The organism is Saccharothrix coeruleofusca (assembly GCF_014648515.1).
GTDB lineage: Bacteria > Actinomycetota > Actinomycetes > Mycobacteriales > Pseudonocardiaceae > Actinosynnema > Actinosynnema coeruleofuscum.
Genome location: NZ_BMRG01000018.1, coordinates 19,587 through 33,246, shown reverse-complemented (window position 1 = coordinate 33,246; position 13,660 = coordinate 19,587). Strand labels below are relative to the sequence as shown.

The 13,660-nt window shown below is 73.8% G+C and carries 13 protein-coding genes; 5 read left to right on the top strand and 8 right to left on the bottom strand.

The features are described 5' to 3' along the window. Window positions 1–124: 124 nt before the first annotated feature. Entirely contained in the window at window positions 125–655 is a 531-nt protein-coding gene (locus tag IEZ00_RS29840) for a pyridoxamine 5'-phosphate oxidase family protein (protein WP_189226700.1), read from the top strand. Between the two features lie 33 nt (window positions 656–688). On the opposite strand, the gene IEZ00_RS29835 is transcribed toward IEZ00_RS29840, so the two are convergent. The 7 genes from IEZ00_RS29835 to IEZ00_RS29805 all read right to left on the bottom strand — a co-directional run bounded on the left by IEZ00_RS29835 (window position 689) and on the right by IEZ00_RS29805 (window position 8,466). Next, window positions 689–1,108 carry a CBS domain-containing protein gene (locus IEZ00_RS29835; RefSeq protein WP_189226699.1) on the bottom strand — a complete coding sequence of 140 codons (420 nt, stop codon included), beginning with the start codon at window positions 1,106–1,108 and terminating at the stop codon, window positions 689–691. A gap of 108 nt (window positions 1,109–1,216) precedes the next feature. After that, the gene (locus IEZ00_RS29830) at window positions 1,217–2,731 is read right to left on the bottom strand and encodes a mannitol dehydrogenase family protein (protein ID WP_189226698.1); all 1,515 of its coding nucleotides are present in this window, start codon (window positions 2,729–2,731) and stop codon (window positions 1,217–1,219) included. 43 nt (window positions 2,732–2,774) lie between these two features. Continuing rightward, entirely contained in the window at window positions 2,775–3,752 is a 978-nt protein-coding gene (locus IEZ00_RS29825) for a nucleoside hydrolase (protein ID WP_189226697.1), read from the bottom strand. Window positions 3,753–4,078: 326 nt separating this feature from the next. Then, on the bottom strand, window positions 4,079–4,900 hold the full coding sequence (locus tag IEZ00_RS29820; RefSeq protein ID WP_189226696.1) for an inositol monophosphatase family protein: 822 nt from the start codon (window positions 4,898–4,900) through the stop codon (window positions 4,079–4,081). After that, the gene (locus IEZ00_RS29815) at window positions 4,887–6,188 is read right to left on the bottom strand and encodes a hypothetical protein (RefSeq protein WP_189226695.1); all 1,302 of its coding nucleotides are present in this window, start codon (window positions 6,186–6,188) and stop codon (window positions 4,887–4,889) included. Before IEZ00_RS29815 ends, IEZ00_RS29820 begins: the two co-directional genes overlap by 14 nt. A 47-nt stretch (window positions 6,189–6,235) precedes the next feature. Next, window positions 6,236–6,982: an HAD family hydrolase gene (locus tag IEZ00_RS29810; RefSeq protein WP_189226694.1), complete on the bottom strand. Its 747-nt coding sequence runs from the start codon at window positions 6,980–6,982 to the stop codon at window positions 6,236–6,238. 53 nt (window positions 6,983–7,035) lie between these two features. After that, entirely contained in the window at window positions 7,036–8,466 is a 1,431-nt protein-coding gene (locus tag IEZ00_RS29805; RefSeq protein WP_189226693.1) for a mannitol dehydrogenase family protein, read from the bottom strand. Window positions 8,467–8,973: 507 nt separating this feature from the next. Here IEZ00_RS29805 and IEZ00_RS29800 point away from each other — a divergent pair. After that, window positions 8,974–9,276: a hypothetical protein gene (locus tag IEZ00_RS29800; RefSeq protein ID WP_189226692.1), complete on the top strand. Its 303-nt coding sequence runs from the start codon at window positions 8,974–8,976 to the stop codon at window positions 9,274–9,276. A gap of 604 nt (window positions 9,277–9,880) precedes the next feature. Beyond that, a complete protein-coding gene (locus IEZ00_RS29795) occupies window positions 9,881–10,138 on the top strand; it encodes a hypothetical protein (RefSeq protein ID WP_189226691.1) in 258 nt (85 codons plus the stop codon). 86 nt (window positions 10,139–10,224) lie between these two features. On the opposite strand, the gene IEZ00_RS29790 is transcribed toward IEZ00_RS29795, so the two are convergent. Beyond that, window positions 10,225–11,217, bottom strand: a complete 993-nt coding sequence (locus tag IEZ00_RS29790) for a sigma-70 family RNA polymerase sigma factor (RefSeq protein WP_229796221.1) — start codon at window positions 11,215–11,217, stop codon at window positions 10,225–10,227. Window positions 11,218–11,485: 268 nt separating this feature from the next. On the opposite strand from IEZ00_RS29790, the gene hflX reads away from it, so the two are divergent. Further along, a complete protein-coding gene (hflX, locus tag IEZ00_RS29785) occupies window positions 11,486–12,637 on the top strand; it encodes a GTPase HflX (RefSeq protein WP_189226690.1) in 1,152 nt (383 codons plus the stop codon). A gap of 68 nt (window positions 12,638–12,705) precedes the next feature. After that, window positions 12,706–13,590, top strand: coding sequence for a Vgb family protein (locus IEZ00_RS29780; RefSeq protein WP_189226689.1), 885 nt, complete (start codon window positions 12,706–12,708; stop codon window positions 13,588–13,590). Window positions 13,591–13,660: the final 70 nt, after the last annotated feature.

Here is a 13,660-nt window from a genome sequence, read left to right as displayed (position 1 = left end):
GCGGGCCCGCCGGTGGTGCGAGCGACCCGGACCTGTCGGGGGAGCGCTGCGATCGGCGCTCCCCCGACAGGTGGATTTCCCCGCGCGGGTGTCGATCGGCGGCCCGCCCGTTCGTCGCACGGGTATGACTGACACCACGATCGAACCAGCCGCGACCCGCAACCTGGACGGGTACGGGTGCGCGGAGCTGCCCTGGAGCCGTGCGCACGACCTCCTCGTCAACGGCACGCCCGAGGTCGGCCTCACCTTCTTCCTCGGGACCGTGCGCCCCGACGGGCGACCGCACTCGGCCGGCGTCGGAGCCGCGTGGGTGGCAGGCGCGCTGTACTTCACCAGCGGGCCGGGCACCCGCAAGTCGCGCAACCTGGCGGTGAACCCGGCGTGCACCGTGTCGGTGCGCCTGCCCGGCATCGACCTGGTGCTGGAGGGCGAGGCCCAGCGGGTCGCCGACGCCGCCGAGGTGGAGCGCGTGGCGGCCGTCTACCGCGCGGACGGCTGGCCCGCCGTGGTGGAAGGCGGTGCGCTCACCGCCCCGTACAGCGCGCCCAGCGCGGGGCCACCGCCCTGGCACCTGTACCGCCTGGCGCTGCGCACCGCGTTCGGCGTGGCCACCGCCGAGCCGTACGGGGCCACCCGCTGGGACTTCACCCCCTGAGCCGCCGGTCGCGCCCCGGCCGGGGCGGCGGGATCAGGTGTTGCTGCGGGCGGCGCTGATGTCCGCCAGCCCGGAGAGCGAGTCCTTGTCGATGGCGGCGTCGCCGAGCGACAGCACGCCGACGGGCTTGCCGCCCTCGACGACCGCGATGCGGCGCACGGCGTTCTCCCGCATCCGCGTCACGGCGGTGTCCACGTCCTCGTCCGGGGTGGCGGTCACCAACTGGTCGCTGCACACGTCGCCCACGCGGCAGTCGGACAGGTCGTCGCGGTCGGCCAGACCGCGCACGACGATGTCGCGGTCGGTGACGATGCCGCGCACCTGGTCGCCGTCGACGACGAGGACGTCGCCGATGCCCTGGTCGCGCATCGCCCGCGCCGCCTGCCGGACCGGCGTGTCCGGGGCCAGCGTCACCGGGTTGGGGGTCATCAGATCGCGCACGTGCTGGGTCATCAGCACCCTCCTCACTGTTCGCGGAGCCGTTCGGTCCGCCCACGGTTACCCGCCACGGTGCGCGGCACACGGGTCGGCTCCGACGGGCTCGCGGGGAGGGGACCCGCGTTACCGGTCGACTCCGGACAGCGCGTCGGGTGCTGTGACGGGGAGGTGGTGCGCGACCACCTCCCCGATGACCGACCGCACACCGCGGAGGTGCAGCGAGGTCAACGCGTTCACGTACGCCGCGGTGAACCGCGGGTTGTCGACGAGGTCGCCGAACACCTCGCGCCTGCGGAGGAAGGCCAGCGGGTCCTCGCGCCAGCGGCGGGCGGCGGCCGCGAGCGGCTCGCGCAGCCGGTCGACCGCCCGGATCTCCCCGCCGCGCTCGTCCACGCCTTCGACGTAGCGGGCCCAGGCCGCCACCACGACGGCGGCGTGCTCGACCTCCCCGCCCGCGGCGAGGTTCTCCCGCACGACCGGCAGCAGGAACTTCGGGATGCGGTCGGAGGTGTCCGCGCAGAGCCGCTCGAGGGTGTCCGCCACCTCCGCGTTGCCGAACCGCTCCAGCAGCCGCAGCCGGTAGCGGTCGAGGTCCACGCCGGGCACCGGCCGCAGGGTCGGGCTCGCCTCGCGCTCCATGTACCCCAGCAGGAACGAGGCGAACAGCGGGTCGCGGCAGACCTCGTGCGCGAACCGGTAGCCCACCAGCGAGCCGAGGTAGCACAGCACCTGGTGGCTGGCGTTGAGCAGGCGCAGCTTCATCAGCTCGTACGGCTCGACGTCGTCGACCAGCTGGACCCCGACCTCCTCCAGCGGGGGCCTGCCCATCGTGAAGGAGTCCTCCAGCACCCACTGGGTGAACGGCTCGCACACCACGGGCCACCCGTCCTCGACGCCGAAGCGCCGGGCGAGGTCGACGCGGTCCTCGTCGGTGGTGACCGGGGTGATGCGGTCGACCATGGAGTTGGGGAAGCGGACCTCCCGGCGCACCCACTCCCCCAGCTCCGGGTCGCGCAGGGTGGCGAAGGCGGCGAAGCAGCGCCGCGCCACCTCGCCGTTGGCCGGGACGTTGTCGCACGACACGACCGTGAACGGCGGGACACCGCGCTCGCGGCGGCGCACCAGCGCTTCGACGACGAGTCCGAAGGCCGACCGCAGCGCGGCCCCCGGTTCGAGGTCGGCCAGGACGGCGGGGTTGCCCGCGTCGAAGCGCCCGGTGGCGGTGTCGACGTTGTACCCGCCCTCGGTGATGGTGAGCGAGACGACGCGGGTGGTCTCGTCGGCGAGCTTGCGCACCACGGCTTCGGGGTCGTCGGGCGCGTAGAGGTACTGCACGACCGATCCGACGACCCGCGCTTCCCGAGTGCCGTCGGCGTGCTTGGTCACCACGGTGTAGAGGTGGTCCTGCGCCTGGAGCACCCGCTGCATCCGGCGGTCTGCGGGCAGCAGGCCGACGCCGCAGATGCCCCAGTCCATCGCCTGGCCTCGGCGCATCAGCTCGTCCAGGTACACCGCCTGGTGGGCGCGGTGGAAGCCGCCGACGCCGAAGTGCACGATCCCGGTGCGGACCCGATCGCGGTCGTAGGTCGGCACGGGCACGGCGTGCTCGGCGAGGGTGGTGGCGTTCAGCGGTGGCATGGGGTGGTCCATTCCGGCGGGCGGATTCCGCGACGGGCGCGGGTCAAGAGGTCAGGCGGTCCAGCAGCAGCGGCATGAACAGGTCGTTGTCGACGTGGTCGGCGATCATCACCGGGCTGAGCTCGGGCAGTTCGAGGTCGCCGCGCAGCATCTCGTCGTCCCAGGCGACCATGCGCCCCCGCGTCAGCCTGCCGCGCAGCTCGACGTCGACGTAGGCCGTGCGGGTGCCGATCACCCTCGGTTCGAGCAACGCCGCGAGCGCCAGCGGGTCGTGCAGCGCGCACCCGTCCTCCGCGAAGCGCTCCGCCAGCCAGGTGATCCACGGCCGGGCGGTGTGCCCCAGGTAGGTCGCCAGCGGCGTGCCCGCGGCGTCGAGCCGGTCGACGTCCCCAAGGCGCATGAAGGTGCGGGTGGTGACGTCGAGCGGGACGATGAGCAGCGGGGCCCCGCTGCTCAGCACGATGTGCGTCGCCTCGGGGTCGTAGGCGGCGTTCAGCTCGTGCAGCAGGTTGGGCACGTCGAACGCGCCGCCCATGACGACGAGCTGCTTGATCTTCTGCGACCACTCGGGGTCGAGCATCATGGCGGTGGCGATGTTGGTCAGCGGTCCGATCGCCAGCACGGTGATCTCACCGGGACGCTCGTTCACCCGGTCCACCAGCACCCGCGCCGCGGGGGTGGGGTCGGCGGCGGTGGTCGCGCCGGGGGTGCGCAGGTGCTGCCAGTGCCGCCGCGCCGACTCGGAGTCGCGGCGGCCGTCCAGTCGCGCCCGCCACGCGGTGGGGTCCTGCATCAGCGGTCGCGCGGCGCCCCGGTGCACCGGCACGTGCGTCGCGCCCGCGACCTCCAGCACCTCCAGGGCGGAGCGCACGCCCCGGTCGACGGACACGTTCCCGGCGACGACCGTGATCGCCTCCAGCTCGATCTCCGGTGACCGCAGCGCGAGCCCGATGGCCAAGCCGTCGTCGACATCGGCACCGGGGACGCCGTTGCCGGGGTCGGTGTCCAGGATCATCCTCATCGAACACAACCTGATCTCGTTCGGTGGTGGGCTGGCGCCCGCAGCCCTGTTATGAACGCACTGTGACCGCCCCAGGCGAAGCGGTAGTGACCAGGATCATGTTTGAAATTCGACCAAATGGATCTTGCGGCACTTTTTCACACGATGGTGTGTAACGCAGCGTGTCCGCCCCACCGCCGAACGCACGTCGGCAAGCACTACCGGACGCGCCGGAACGGGCCGGTAGCCACTACCCGCCCACGGGCACTGGTCGGAACAGGGGTGTCCGCAGGCCCGATCAGGCCGAACGAGTGGTCTTCGCGGCTCGGTCCGCGCAGCGGGACGCGCTACCGGACGCCCAGGCGCGGCGATGCCGCCCAAGCGGGGGCCAGGAGCTCCCTCAAGGCGGTCCACAGCGGGTCCGACGCCGCCAGCACGTCGCCGCTCGACGGCCAGGTGCCCGGCACCGGGCCGTCGAGGTCCCCGGTCGTGCCGCCCGCCTCCTGGACCAGCAGGACACCGGCGGCGCAGTCCCAGGGCCGCAGGCCGGGCGCCCACACCGCGTCCGCCCGACCGGTGGCCACCTGCGCGAGCGCCGCGGCCGCGCTACCGCCGCGCCGCACGTCGCGCACGCGGGGCACCAGGGCGTCGATCACGCGGCCCGCCAGCGCCCGCTGGACCGGGCGGCCGAGGTTGAGCTCGACCAGGGCGCGGGACAGGTCGTGCCCGCCGAGCGCGGGGACCGGCGTCCCGTCCGCCGCGGTGCCGCCGCCGAGCCGGGCCTCGGTCGTCCTGCCGAGCACCGGCTCGACCACCACCCCCGCCAGCAGCCTGCCGTCGGCGGCGTCCGCCGCGGCGACGCTGACCGCCCAGTCGGGGCGCCCGTAGAGGTAGTTCGTGGTCCCGTCGATCGGGTCGACGACCCACCGCACGCGCCCGGTCCCCGACGTGACACCGCTCTCCTCGCCCAGCACGGGGTCGTCGGGGCGGTGGCGGGCCAGCACCGACCGGATGGCCCGCTCGGTGTCCCGGTCGGCCTGGCTGACCAGGTCGTCCGGCCTGCCCGCCTTCTCCTCGACCAGCAGCTCGCGAGTGCGCCAGGACATCGCCGTGCGCGCTCCGGCCCGCGCCGCCGTGCGCGCCACGGCCAGCAGCTCATCGAGGTCCACCGCGCTCCTCGGCTCGCAGGGCGGTCCAGGTGTCCCGCCCGACCACGGCCCGCGCGACCGGCGCCAGCACGGCCGCGCCCGCGGTCCGCACACGCCTGCCGGGCAGACCGATCGTGTTCCGCCGCCTGCTGCTGAACACCAGGTAGGCCGCCATCACCGCCAGCCAGGGCAGCACGGCGGACAGGGGACGCGGCCCGCCCGCCACGACCAGCGCGCCGAACTGGACCGCCGCGCCCGCGAGCACCACGACCACGCGCCCTCGCGGCACGGCGGCCGCGATCGCGGTCGCCGTGCCGCCGACCACCGCCGTCCCGAGCGCGTGCGCGACCGGCGCGGGACCGGTGAGCAGCCGCCCGGTCAGCCCGGCGGCCGCGCCCGCCAGCACCAGGGCCAGGTTCCACGGCGCGGTCAGCGGGGTGCGCCCGCGCAGCGCCGCCCAGCTCGCGGGGTCGCGTTCGGCGGTCCGCGACGGCAGCCACCGCACCAGGCCGAGCAGGTGCTCCCGCGCCTGCTCGGCGCGGGCGCCCCAGATCAGCCTGCCCCGCTCCACCCGCGCGAACGCGGTGGCCTCCAACGCCCACCTGCTGGTCACGAACGCGATGCCGAACGCCCACAGCGCGACCACGGCCGCGACGGCCAGCACCGGGCGGCCCCCGAGGTCGACGGCCATCGCCAGCCCGGCCATGCCGCGCACGACGTAGCCCGCGCCCACGACCACCCACAGCGCGATCAGCCTCGGTCCCAGGGGCGGCGGCACGCGCCCCGTCCGGCCCGTTCCCCCGCTCCGCAGCGCCTCGTAGGCGATGGCGACGCCGAACACCGCCGCGGTGACGGCGGCGAGCACCCCGCCGAGGCGGAGGTGGGGCAGCGACAGCGCCAGGCAGGCGACGGCGGCCAGCCTGGCCAGCGCCACGGCGCAGCTGGCGGTCACGTGCCGCCGGGCGCGCGCCAGGGGGCCGGGCAGACGTCCCCGGTCCTTCTCGCCGGGGTGGTGCTGGTCGGCGACGAACCCGCGCACGTCGTTCCACTGGTAGCGCGCCGGGTAGATCAGCAGCTCCAGCGCCGCCCACACCACGGCGGCGCGCAGCACCGCCTCCGGACCGGGGGTGCCGCCTGCCAGCACGCCCAGGGCGAAGGTGACCGGCATGAGCAGCCCCTTGACCATGTCCTTGGGGCGGGGCACCAGCAGGTAGCCCAGCAGCGTCCGGCGGTGCGCCCGCGCGGGAACGCCGTCCCGCCGGGCCTGCTCGTCCTCCCGGCGGGGGATCGGAGCGACGCTGATGCCCACGAGCCCCGGTGTGCGCGCGCCACGCGGGAGGGCGCGTCTCCGGCCGTTCACGCGGGTATCTCCGCGGTGCGCAGGAGCAGACCGGTCAGCTCGGACCAGGAGCGCACGACCACGGCCGCCCCGGCCTCGCGGAGCACCTCCACGCGCTCGGCCCGCTCGTCCTCGGGGACGAACTGGACCAGGCCCGCGGTGGGGATGCCCGCGGCGACGGCGGAAGCGGCGCCGGTGGCGGAGTCCTCCACGGCCAGCGCCCGCCCCGGCGCGATGCCGAGGTGGCGCAGGGCGTGCCGGTAGATGGCGGGGTCGGGTTTGCTGGTGGGTACGGGCAGGCTGTCCTCGGCGCTGAAGCGCGTCGCGGCGGGGAGCAGGTCGTCCAGGCCGCTGGCGGTGAAGCAGGCCCGCAGGCGGGTCAGGGCGCTGGAGCTGACCACGGCCAGCCGGTAGCGGCCCCGCAGCGCCGACAGGGCGGCCACCACGTCGGGCAGCGGTCGCAGCACCCGGCCCAGGTGCGCGGAGACCTCGACCTTCTCCCGCTGCACCCACCGCTCCAGCTCGTCGGGGTCGGCGCGGACCCCGGCTCGGGCGAGCAGGTCGCCCGCCGTGGTGCGGAAGTTCCTGCCGGTGGTGGTGCGGCGCAGGTGTTCGGGCGAGAAGTCGCCGGTCAGGCCGAACCGGTCGGCGAAGGCGCGGGTGACACCGGCCGAGGCGGCGAAGGCGGGTTCCTCGGAGGGGAACAGGGTGCCGTCGGCATCCAGCAGCAGCGTCGTGATCCCGGTCAGGTCTGGGGCGCTCATACGTCTCCTGGGTCGCAGCGGGCAGGTCGTCGGACGGGTTCCAGCGGGGCGGGTCAGCGGGCCAGGACGGCCATGGCGGCGGGCAGGCCGTCCCGGTCCAGCGCGGTCAGCACTCGGCGCAGGTCGGCCACGCACCCGGCGTCCTGGCCCAGGTCGCCGAAGATGTCGGTCAGCGCCAGCAGCGGGCACGGGTCCACGCCACCGCGCTCGGCGGCCTCGCGCAACTCCTCGGCTCGGGCGTCGTGCACCTCGATCGGCGCGCCGCGCAGGTCCACGCCGCGCAAGTACCGCATCCACGCGGCCACCGCGAAGGTCAGGCGTGCGCGCGGACGCCCCTGGGCGCGGGCGTCGTGCAGGGAGGGCAGCAGGTAGTCGACCACCTTCGTGGACCCCCGGCGGCACAGCCGCGACAGCTGGTCGGCGATGGCCGGGTTGGCGAAGCGCTCCAGCAGGGTGCCGCAGTAGGACTGCGGGTCCATGTCCGGGATGTCGTCGGGCAGCAGCGGCGCGATCTCCCGGCGCATCAGGGCCTCGACGTACTCGGCCACCAGCGGGTCGGCCATCACCTCGTCGGTGCTGCGGTGCCCGGCCAGCACCCCCACGTACCCCAGCGCGCAGTGCGCGCCGTTGAGCAGCCTGCTCTTGATCAACTTGTAGGGCGCCACATCCGGCACGAACCGCGCCCCCACCCGGTCCAGCGGGGGCCGGTCGTTGCAGAAGGCGTCCTCGATCACCCACTGCCGGAACGGCTCGGTGATCACCGGCCACCGGTCCCCCACCCCGAAGTCCCGCTGCACCACCTCCCGGTCCAGGGGCGTGGTCGCGGGCGTGATCCGGTCCACCATGCTGCCGGGGAAGGTCACCCGCTGCTCGACCCACGCCGCCAGCTCCGGGGCGTGGCGGCGGGCCAGCTCCAGCACCGCTTCCCGCGTCACCGCGGCGCTGTCGGGCAGGTTGTCGCAGGAGAGCACCGTGAACGGCGCATGACCGGCCCGCCTGCGCGCGTCGAGCGCCCGCACGATCAGCCCGAACACCGACTTGGCCGCCTCCTCCTGGTCCTCGGGCAGCACGTAGCCGTCGGCGGTCACGGTCAAGGTCACCAACCGGATGCGCGGGTCGGCCAGCCGCGCCAGCACCGCGTCCGGGTCCTGGGCCAGCAGCAGGTACTCCACCATGCTGGCGACCACCCTGGCCGTGCTGTTCCCCGCTCCCCGCTGCACCACGGTGAACAGGTTGTCCTGCGCCTCCAGCACCCGGCCCAGCTCCGGGCGGTGCATCCCCACCCCGATCACTCCCCAGTGGGTGAACCCCAACCCGGCGAGCTGGTCGAAGTACACCGCCTGGTGGGCCCGGTGGAAACCACCGACCCCGAAGTGCACCACCGCGGGCCGCAGCCGCGACCGGTCGTAGGCGGGCAGTGCCACGCGGTCATCGGGGAAATCGAGGGCGCTGTTCGACAGCGGTGCCGAAGGTGTCTCGGTCATGGCAGTCCTCAGTGGTGTTCGGCAGCCCGTCGGGGAAACCGCTCCAGCGACGACAGTTATGTCCATTGTGGACGATACACCGCGTGCTCCGCCGTCCACCGGTTTCACGGCGGGACGGCGCTGGGAACGGCCTTCGGCGGGCACGAGGACAGGGTTGTCGAGACCTCGCGACGCGCCTGCCGCCTCGTACGGCGGGCCGGCGCGCTTTTTGACCGACCTGGGAGCTCGACTCGACAACGTCACGGGTGACGCCGTCGAATCCACGCCTGGTTACCACAGGAATTGAACGGCAAACACACCCGATCGGGGATCGATTTCACACCCGTGAGCAAGGGAAGTGAGCCTGAACCGCACGTTCGGGGCGTTTTCGCTCCCATCAAGCCCGGCGGTTGCACCGCCGAACCACCCCAGCGGGCCTTAGCGGCCCCGCCGCCATCACTCAGAGCGAACGGGCCTGACCGCGCAACGTCCGTCGCGCGCAGGACGCCCTCGGGGCCCTCGGCCGTCGTGGTCGAGCTGGCGGTCGGTGGGCGCGAGGTGCGTCCCGATGGTCCTGTCCACCCCGGCGTCGCGCTGGTCGCGGTTGCGGACCGAGCAGCGGGCTCGCCGGAGCGGCGGCTCTGCGCACGTTCCAGAGGAACGGTCGGCGTGGCGGCGCGGCACGCCCCGGTTGCCCAGCAGGTGGTGGACGGAGAAGGCGAGCTTGGAACCGATGAACGCGGTCCGGAAGTGGACGCCTCGAAGGTCAACCGGCCCTTCCACGTGGTGCTGGCGCAGTTGAAGAACTTGACGCCGGGGGGATGGCGATGATGGAGGTGGATGCGGAGAAGCCGGCGAGCCGATCTGCGGCGGTGGGACGGAGTTGGCGAAGCCGAACACGATGGGCGTGGCGTAGACCAGCGGCAGATCGTGCCGTGCCGATCAGCCCGTGATCGGCGGTGCGGAGCAGGCGGAGCGACACCGACCCCTTCGGGCTCGCCGCACCGCTTCGACGGGAAGGGCGCAGGGGGCGGTTGTTCGGTTGTCCGCCGCGTCGTCAGTCCGTGGTGCTCATCCGCTCGCTCGGAAGGGCGGAAAACACGGCGTCGCCGTGTCGTGCCGCGAGGAGGGGGTAGGTCGAGGGGACCGCGCCCACTGCCCGAGGAGCACCTCATGCCTGCGCCCAACCGCCGGGCAGCCTTCCTGCTCGACCTCTCCCCCGCTCGCTCTGGTGAGCGCACCGCCCCGCCCACCGACTTGGCCGCTGCTTCCCCCGCGCGACCGGAGAGCTCACCCATCCGCCGACCACAATCCTTTCGGGTGGCGAAAGGCGAAATGCGCGTTATCGCCGACCCTGGGTGGCATCCCGATGGTGCGGAATCCGAGGAACCGCCCCCCGCTCCAACTGGCACACTCAACCACGGGGAGGCACGTCATGCGACGTGTGATCACCTCGATCGCCCTGGCCGCGCTGGTCCCGCCCAGGGACCTCTGGACCGCTCCCGCTCCGTTCCGCCGCCGCCGACCGCCGGTGGAACAGCGCTGGGAGCACATCGCGACCTACCACGAGGAAGCGCTGTGCGCGGCCACCGGCCACAGCGGTGTGCGGAACGGCGACTGGATCGATTACGACTGCGTCTTCAACGAGGAGTACGGGGCCTGGGACCTCCACGTCCGACTGCCCCCTCCGTAGCGGTCGCCTCCCCGCCCCGCGACGAGCCCTTCCCGCCCACGACGAGCGGCGCCCCGCGCCCGGACGACCGGCGCGGGGCGCCGGGCTCACGCGGTCAGCGCGTGCAGTGCCCCGTTGCGCTCGGGATCGCGCAACAGCCGCAGGGACTCCTTCTCCAACTGGCGGATGCGCTCGCGGGTCAGCCCGATCTCCTCGGCCACCTCCTGGAGCGTGCGCGGGCGGCCGTCGGCCAGTCCGTAGCGCTGGGTCATGATCCGCGCCTGCCGCTCGGGCAGGGTGTCCACCAGCGCCCGCAGCGCCCGTGTGATCGCCTGGTGCTCGACCGCCTCGTGGGCCTGCACCGCGTCGGCGTCCTCGATCAGGTCAGCCACCGACGAGCCGCCGTCACCGACCGGCGTCTCCAAGCTGACCGTGGCGCGGGCCGCCGTGCGCAGCTCGGCCACCCTGGCCACCGACGCCTTCGCCGCGCGCGCGACCTCCTCGTGGGTCGGCTCGCGGTCGAGCTCCTGCCGCAGCCGCCGCTCGGCCTTCTGCAGCTTGGCCAGCTCCTCGGTCACGTGGACCGGGATTCGGATGGTGCGAATCTGATCGGCCAGACCGCGCTCGATGGCCTGCCTGATCCACCAGATCGCGTAAGTGGAGAACTTGTAGCCCTTGGCGTAGTCGAACTTCTCCACGGCGCGGATCAACCCCAGGTTGCCCTCCTGCACCACGTCCAGCAGCGGCAGCCCGCGGAAGGAGTGCTTCTTGGCCACCGACACGACCAGGCGCAGGTTCGCCCGGATCATGTGCTCCTTGGCGCGGCTGCCGTCCGCGGCCACCGCGCGCAGGTCGCGGCGGCGCTGCGGGGTCGGCTGCGGGGTCGGCCCCGCCCCGCCCTGCTCGGCGCGGCGCAGCAGCTCGGCGGCGTACACGCCCGCCTCGATGCGCCTGGCCAGGTCGACCTCCTCCTCGGCGGTCAGCAGCGGCGTGGCGCCGACCTCGCGCAGGTAGTGGCCCACCAGGTCCACCTCCGCCGACCACTCCTGGCCGGGTGCGGCCCGCCTCGGCGCGCGGGGTGTCCCCATCGTCGACGACATGATCATCTCCTTGCCCGGCTCGCACCCGTCGCGACGGCGCACGGGTTCCGGAAGGTCGGAACAGAACATCGAGGGAAGAGGGCGATCCGCGAACACCGCCACTGCTCAAGCAGCGGCGACCGGGACGCGCCCACGCGCCCGGAGGGGCAGCTCTTGTTCAACGTCGCCAGGGGCGTTCCGGTTCCCGTGGCGGCGCGGTCGTCGCGGACGCGCATGGACGTCGGGTGGAGGGGTAGCCGAGGGCCTACTCGACGGTGAGGAGGAGCCCATGGCAGGCGCGTGGCTGTTGGGAACCGAGGCCGACGCGGCGCGAGCACCGGCGAAGGCCGTGCTGGTGGCCGTCCGCGAGGAGGAGGACGCGGGTGCGCCGGGCACCGAGCTGTCGCTGGCGGAACTGCGACGGCTGGCCGACACCGACGGCCTGGACATCGTCGAGCAGGTCGTGCAGGTCCGCGGACGCCCCGACCCGGCTACCTACGTCGGCTCCGGGAAGGCCGACGAACTGGCCGCCACCGCCCTGCGGGCCGACGCCGACCTGGTCATCGCCGACGGCGAGCTGTCCCCCCGGCAGGCCCGCACCCTGGAGGAGCGCGTCGGCGTGCGCGTGGTCGACCGCACCGCCCTGATCCTGGACATCTTCGCCCAGCACGCCCGCAGCAGCGAGGGGCGCCTCCAGGTCGAACTGGCCCAGATCGCCTACCAGCTGCCGCGCCTGCGCGGCCAGGGACAAGCCCTGTCCCGCGTCGGTGGCGGGCGCGTCGCGGGCGGTGCGGGCATCGGCGTGCGCGGCCCCGGTGAGATGCGCCTGGAAACCCAGCGGCGCAAGTTGCGGCAACGAGCGGGAAGCCTGCGCAGGCGAGTCGCCGAGCTGGCCAAGCGGCGGGAACGCACCCGCGACCGCCGCGCCCGCAACCGCGTCCCCTCGGTCGCCATCACCGGCTACACCAACGCGGGCAAGTCCGCGCTGCTCAACCGACTCGCCGGGGCGCGGGCAGGCTCGGCCGACGTCCTGTTCGCCACCCTCGACCCCACCGTGCGGCGCATCGACGCCGAGGGCGCCACCCTCACCGTCACCGACACGGTCGGCTTCGTCCGCCACCTCCCCCACCAGCTCGTCGACGCCTTCGGCTCCACCCTGGAGGAGGTCCGCCACGCCGACCTGGTGCTCCACGTGGCCGACGCCTCCGCCCCCGACGCCCTGGACCAGATCACCACCGTGCACGGCGTTCTGCACGAGATCGACGCGGGTGAAGTCCCTGAGCTGCTCGTGCTCAACAAGACCGACATCGCCCCGCCGGAGTGGGTGGCGGCTCTGCGCCGCGCCCACCCCGAGGCCGTCCCCGTTTCCGCGCTGACCGGCGACGGCGTCGAGGAGCTGCGCAACCGACTGGCGGCCTGGGCCGGATCGCACCACCGGTGAGCACGCCGGGTGGCCGCCGCGCGACCACCCGGCACGGCGAAGCCCGCTCCCACTAGGGTGACTTCCCCGTGACCCAGGAGCACAGCACGACCATTCAGCAGTTCCCCGTGCCGCATCCCGCCGCCGGTCCCTACAGCATCACGCCAGGCCCGGACGGAGCCCTGTGGTTCACCCTCGTGGGCTCCGGCCACATCGGACGGATGGGCGCGGATGGCGAGCAGGCCACCTTCGAGCTGGGCGACGGGGCAGCCCCGATGGTGATCACCCCCGGTCCGGACGGCGCCCTGTGGTTCACCCGCCGCGACGACAGGATCGGCCGCATCACCGTCGACGGCCGAGCCACGTCCTTCCCGCTGGCCCCACAAGCCGGGCCCTTCGGGATCACCACCGGTCCCGACGGCGCGCTGTGGTTCACCGAGACCACCGCGAACCGGATCTGCCGCCTCGGCACCGAGGGCGAGGTCACCGGGTTCGCGCTTCCAGCGGAGGGGGCGTTCCCGTCGTTCATCACCACGGGCGCGGACGGCGCCCTGTGGTTCACCCTCAACGCGGCCAACGCCATCGGCCGCGCGGACACCAGCGGTGGCGTCACCGTGCACCCGCTGCCCACCGCCGACGCGGGTCCGGTCGGCATCACCGCGGGCTCCGACGGCGCGCTGTGGTTCGCGGAGATCCTCGCGGGACAGATCGGGCGGATCGGTCCGGACGGGACCATCGCGGAGTTCCCGCTGCCGGACCGGACCGCCAAGCCGCACGCCGTCGTCGCCGATCCGCGCGGCGGCTGCTGGTTCACCGAGTGGGGCGGCAACCGCCTCGGCCGGATCGACGCCGACGGCCGGGTCGAGCGGCACGAGCTGCCCTCCGCCGAACCGCACGGCCTCGCGCTCGGCCCGGACGGCGCGGTGTGGGTGGCGATGGAAGCGGGCGTCCTCGTGCGGTTCGCCCATGACTAAACTTCCCGTGCCACCGAGCGGGTGTGGATGGGGATGGGGTTGAGAACGCCGAAAAGCCACAGATACGGCC

What these genes read in the sequence shown, in the direction of transcription:
- IEZ00_RS29840 (WP_189226700.1), top strand. Translation starts at nt 125, where the DNA reads ATGACTGACACCACGATCGAACCAGCCGCGACCCGCAACCTGGACGGG.
- IEZ00_RS29835 (WP_189226699.1), bottom strand. Translation starts at nt 1,108, where the DNA reads ATGACCCAGCACGTGCGCGATCTGATGACCCCCAACCCGGTGACGCTG.
- IEZ00_RS29830 (WP_189226698.1), bottom strand. Translation starts at nt 2,731, where the DNA reads ATGCCACCGCTGAACGCCACCACCCTCGCCGAGCACGCCGTGCCCGTG.
- IEZ00_RS29825 (WP_189226697.1), bottom strand. Translation starts at nt 3,752, where the DNA reads ATGAGGATGATCCTGGACACCGACCCCGGCAACGGCGTCCCCGGTGCC.
- IEZ00_RS29810 (WP_189226694.1), bottom strand. Translation starts at nt 6,982, where the DNA reads ATGAGCGCCCCAGACCTGACCGGGATCACGACGCTGCTGCTGGATGCC.
- IEZ00_RS29805 (WP_189226693.1), bottom strand. Translation starts at nt 8,466, where the DNA reads ATGACCGAGACACCTTCGGCACCGCTGTCGAACAGCGCCCTCGATTTC.
- IEZ00_RS29795 (WP_189226691.1), top strand. Translation starts at nt 9,881, where the DNA reads ATGCGACGTGTGATCACCTCGATCGCCCTGGCCGCGCTGGTCCCGCCC.
- IEZ00_RS29790 (WP_229796221.1), bottom strand. Translation starts at nt 11,217, where the DNA reads ATGTCGTCGACGATGGGGACACCCCGCGCGCCGAGGCGGGCCGCACCC.
- hflX (WP_189226690.1), top strand. Translation starts at nt 11,486, where the DNA reads ATGGCAGGCGCGTGGCTGTTGGGAACCGAGGCCGACGCGGCGCGAGCA.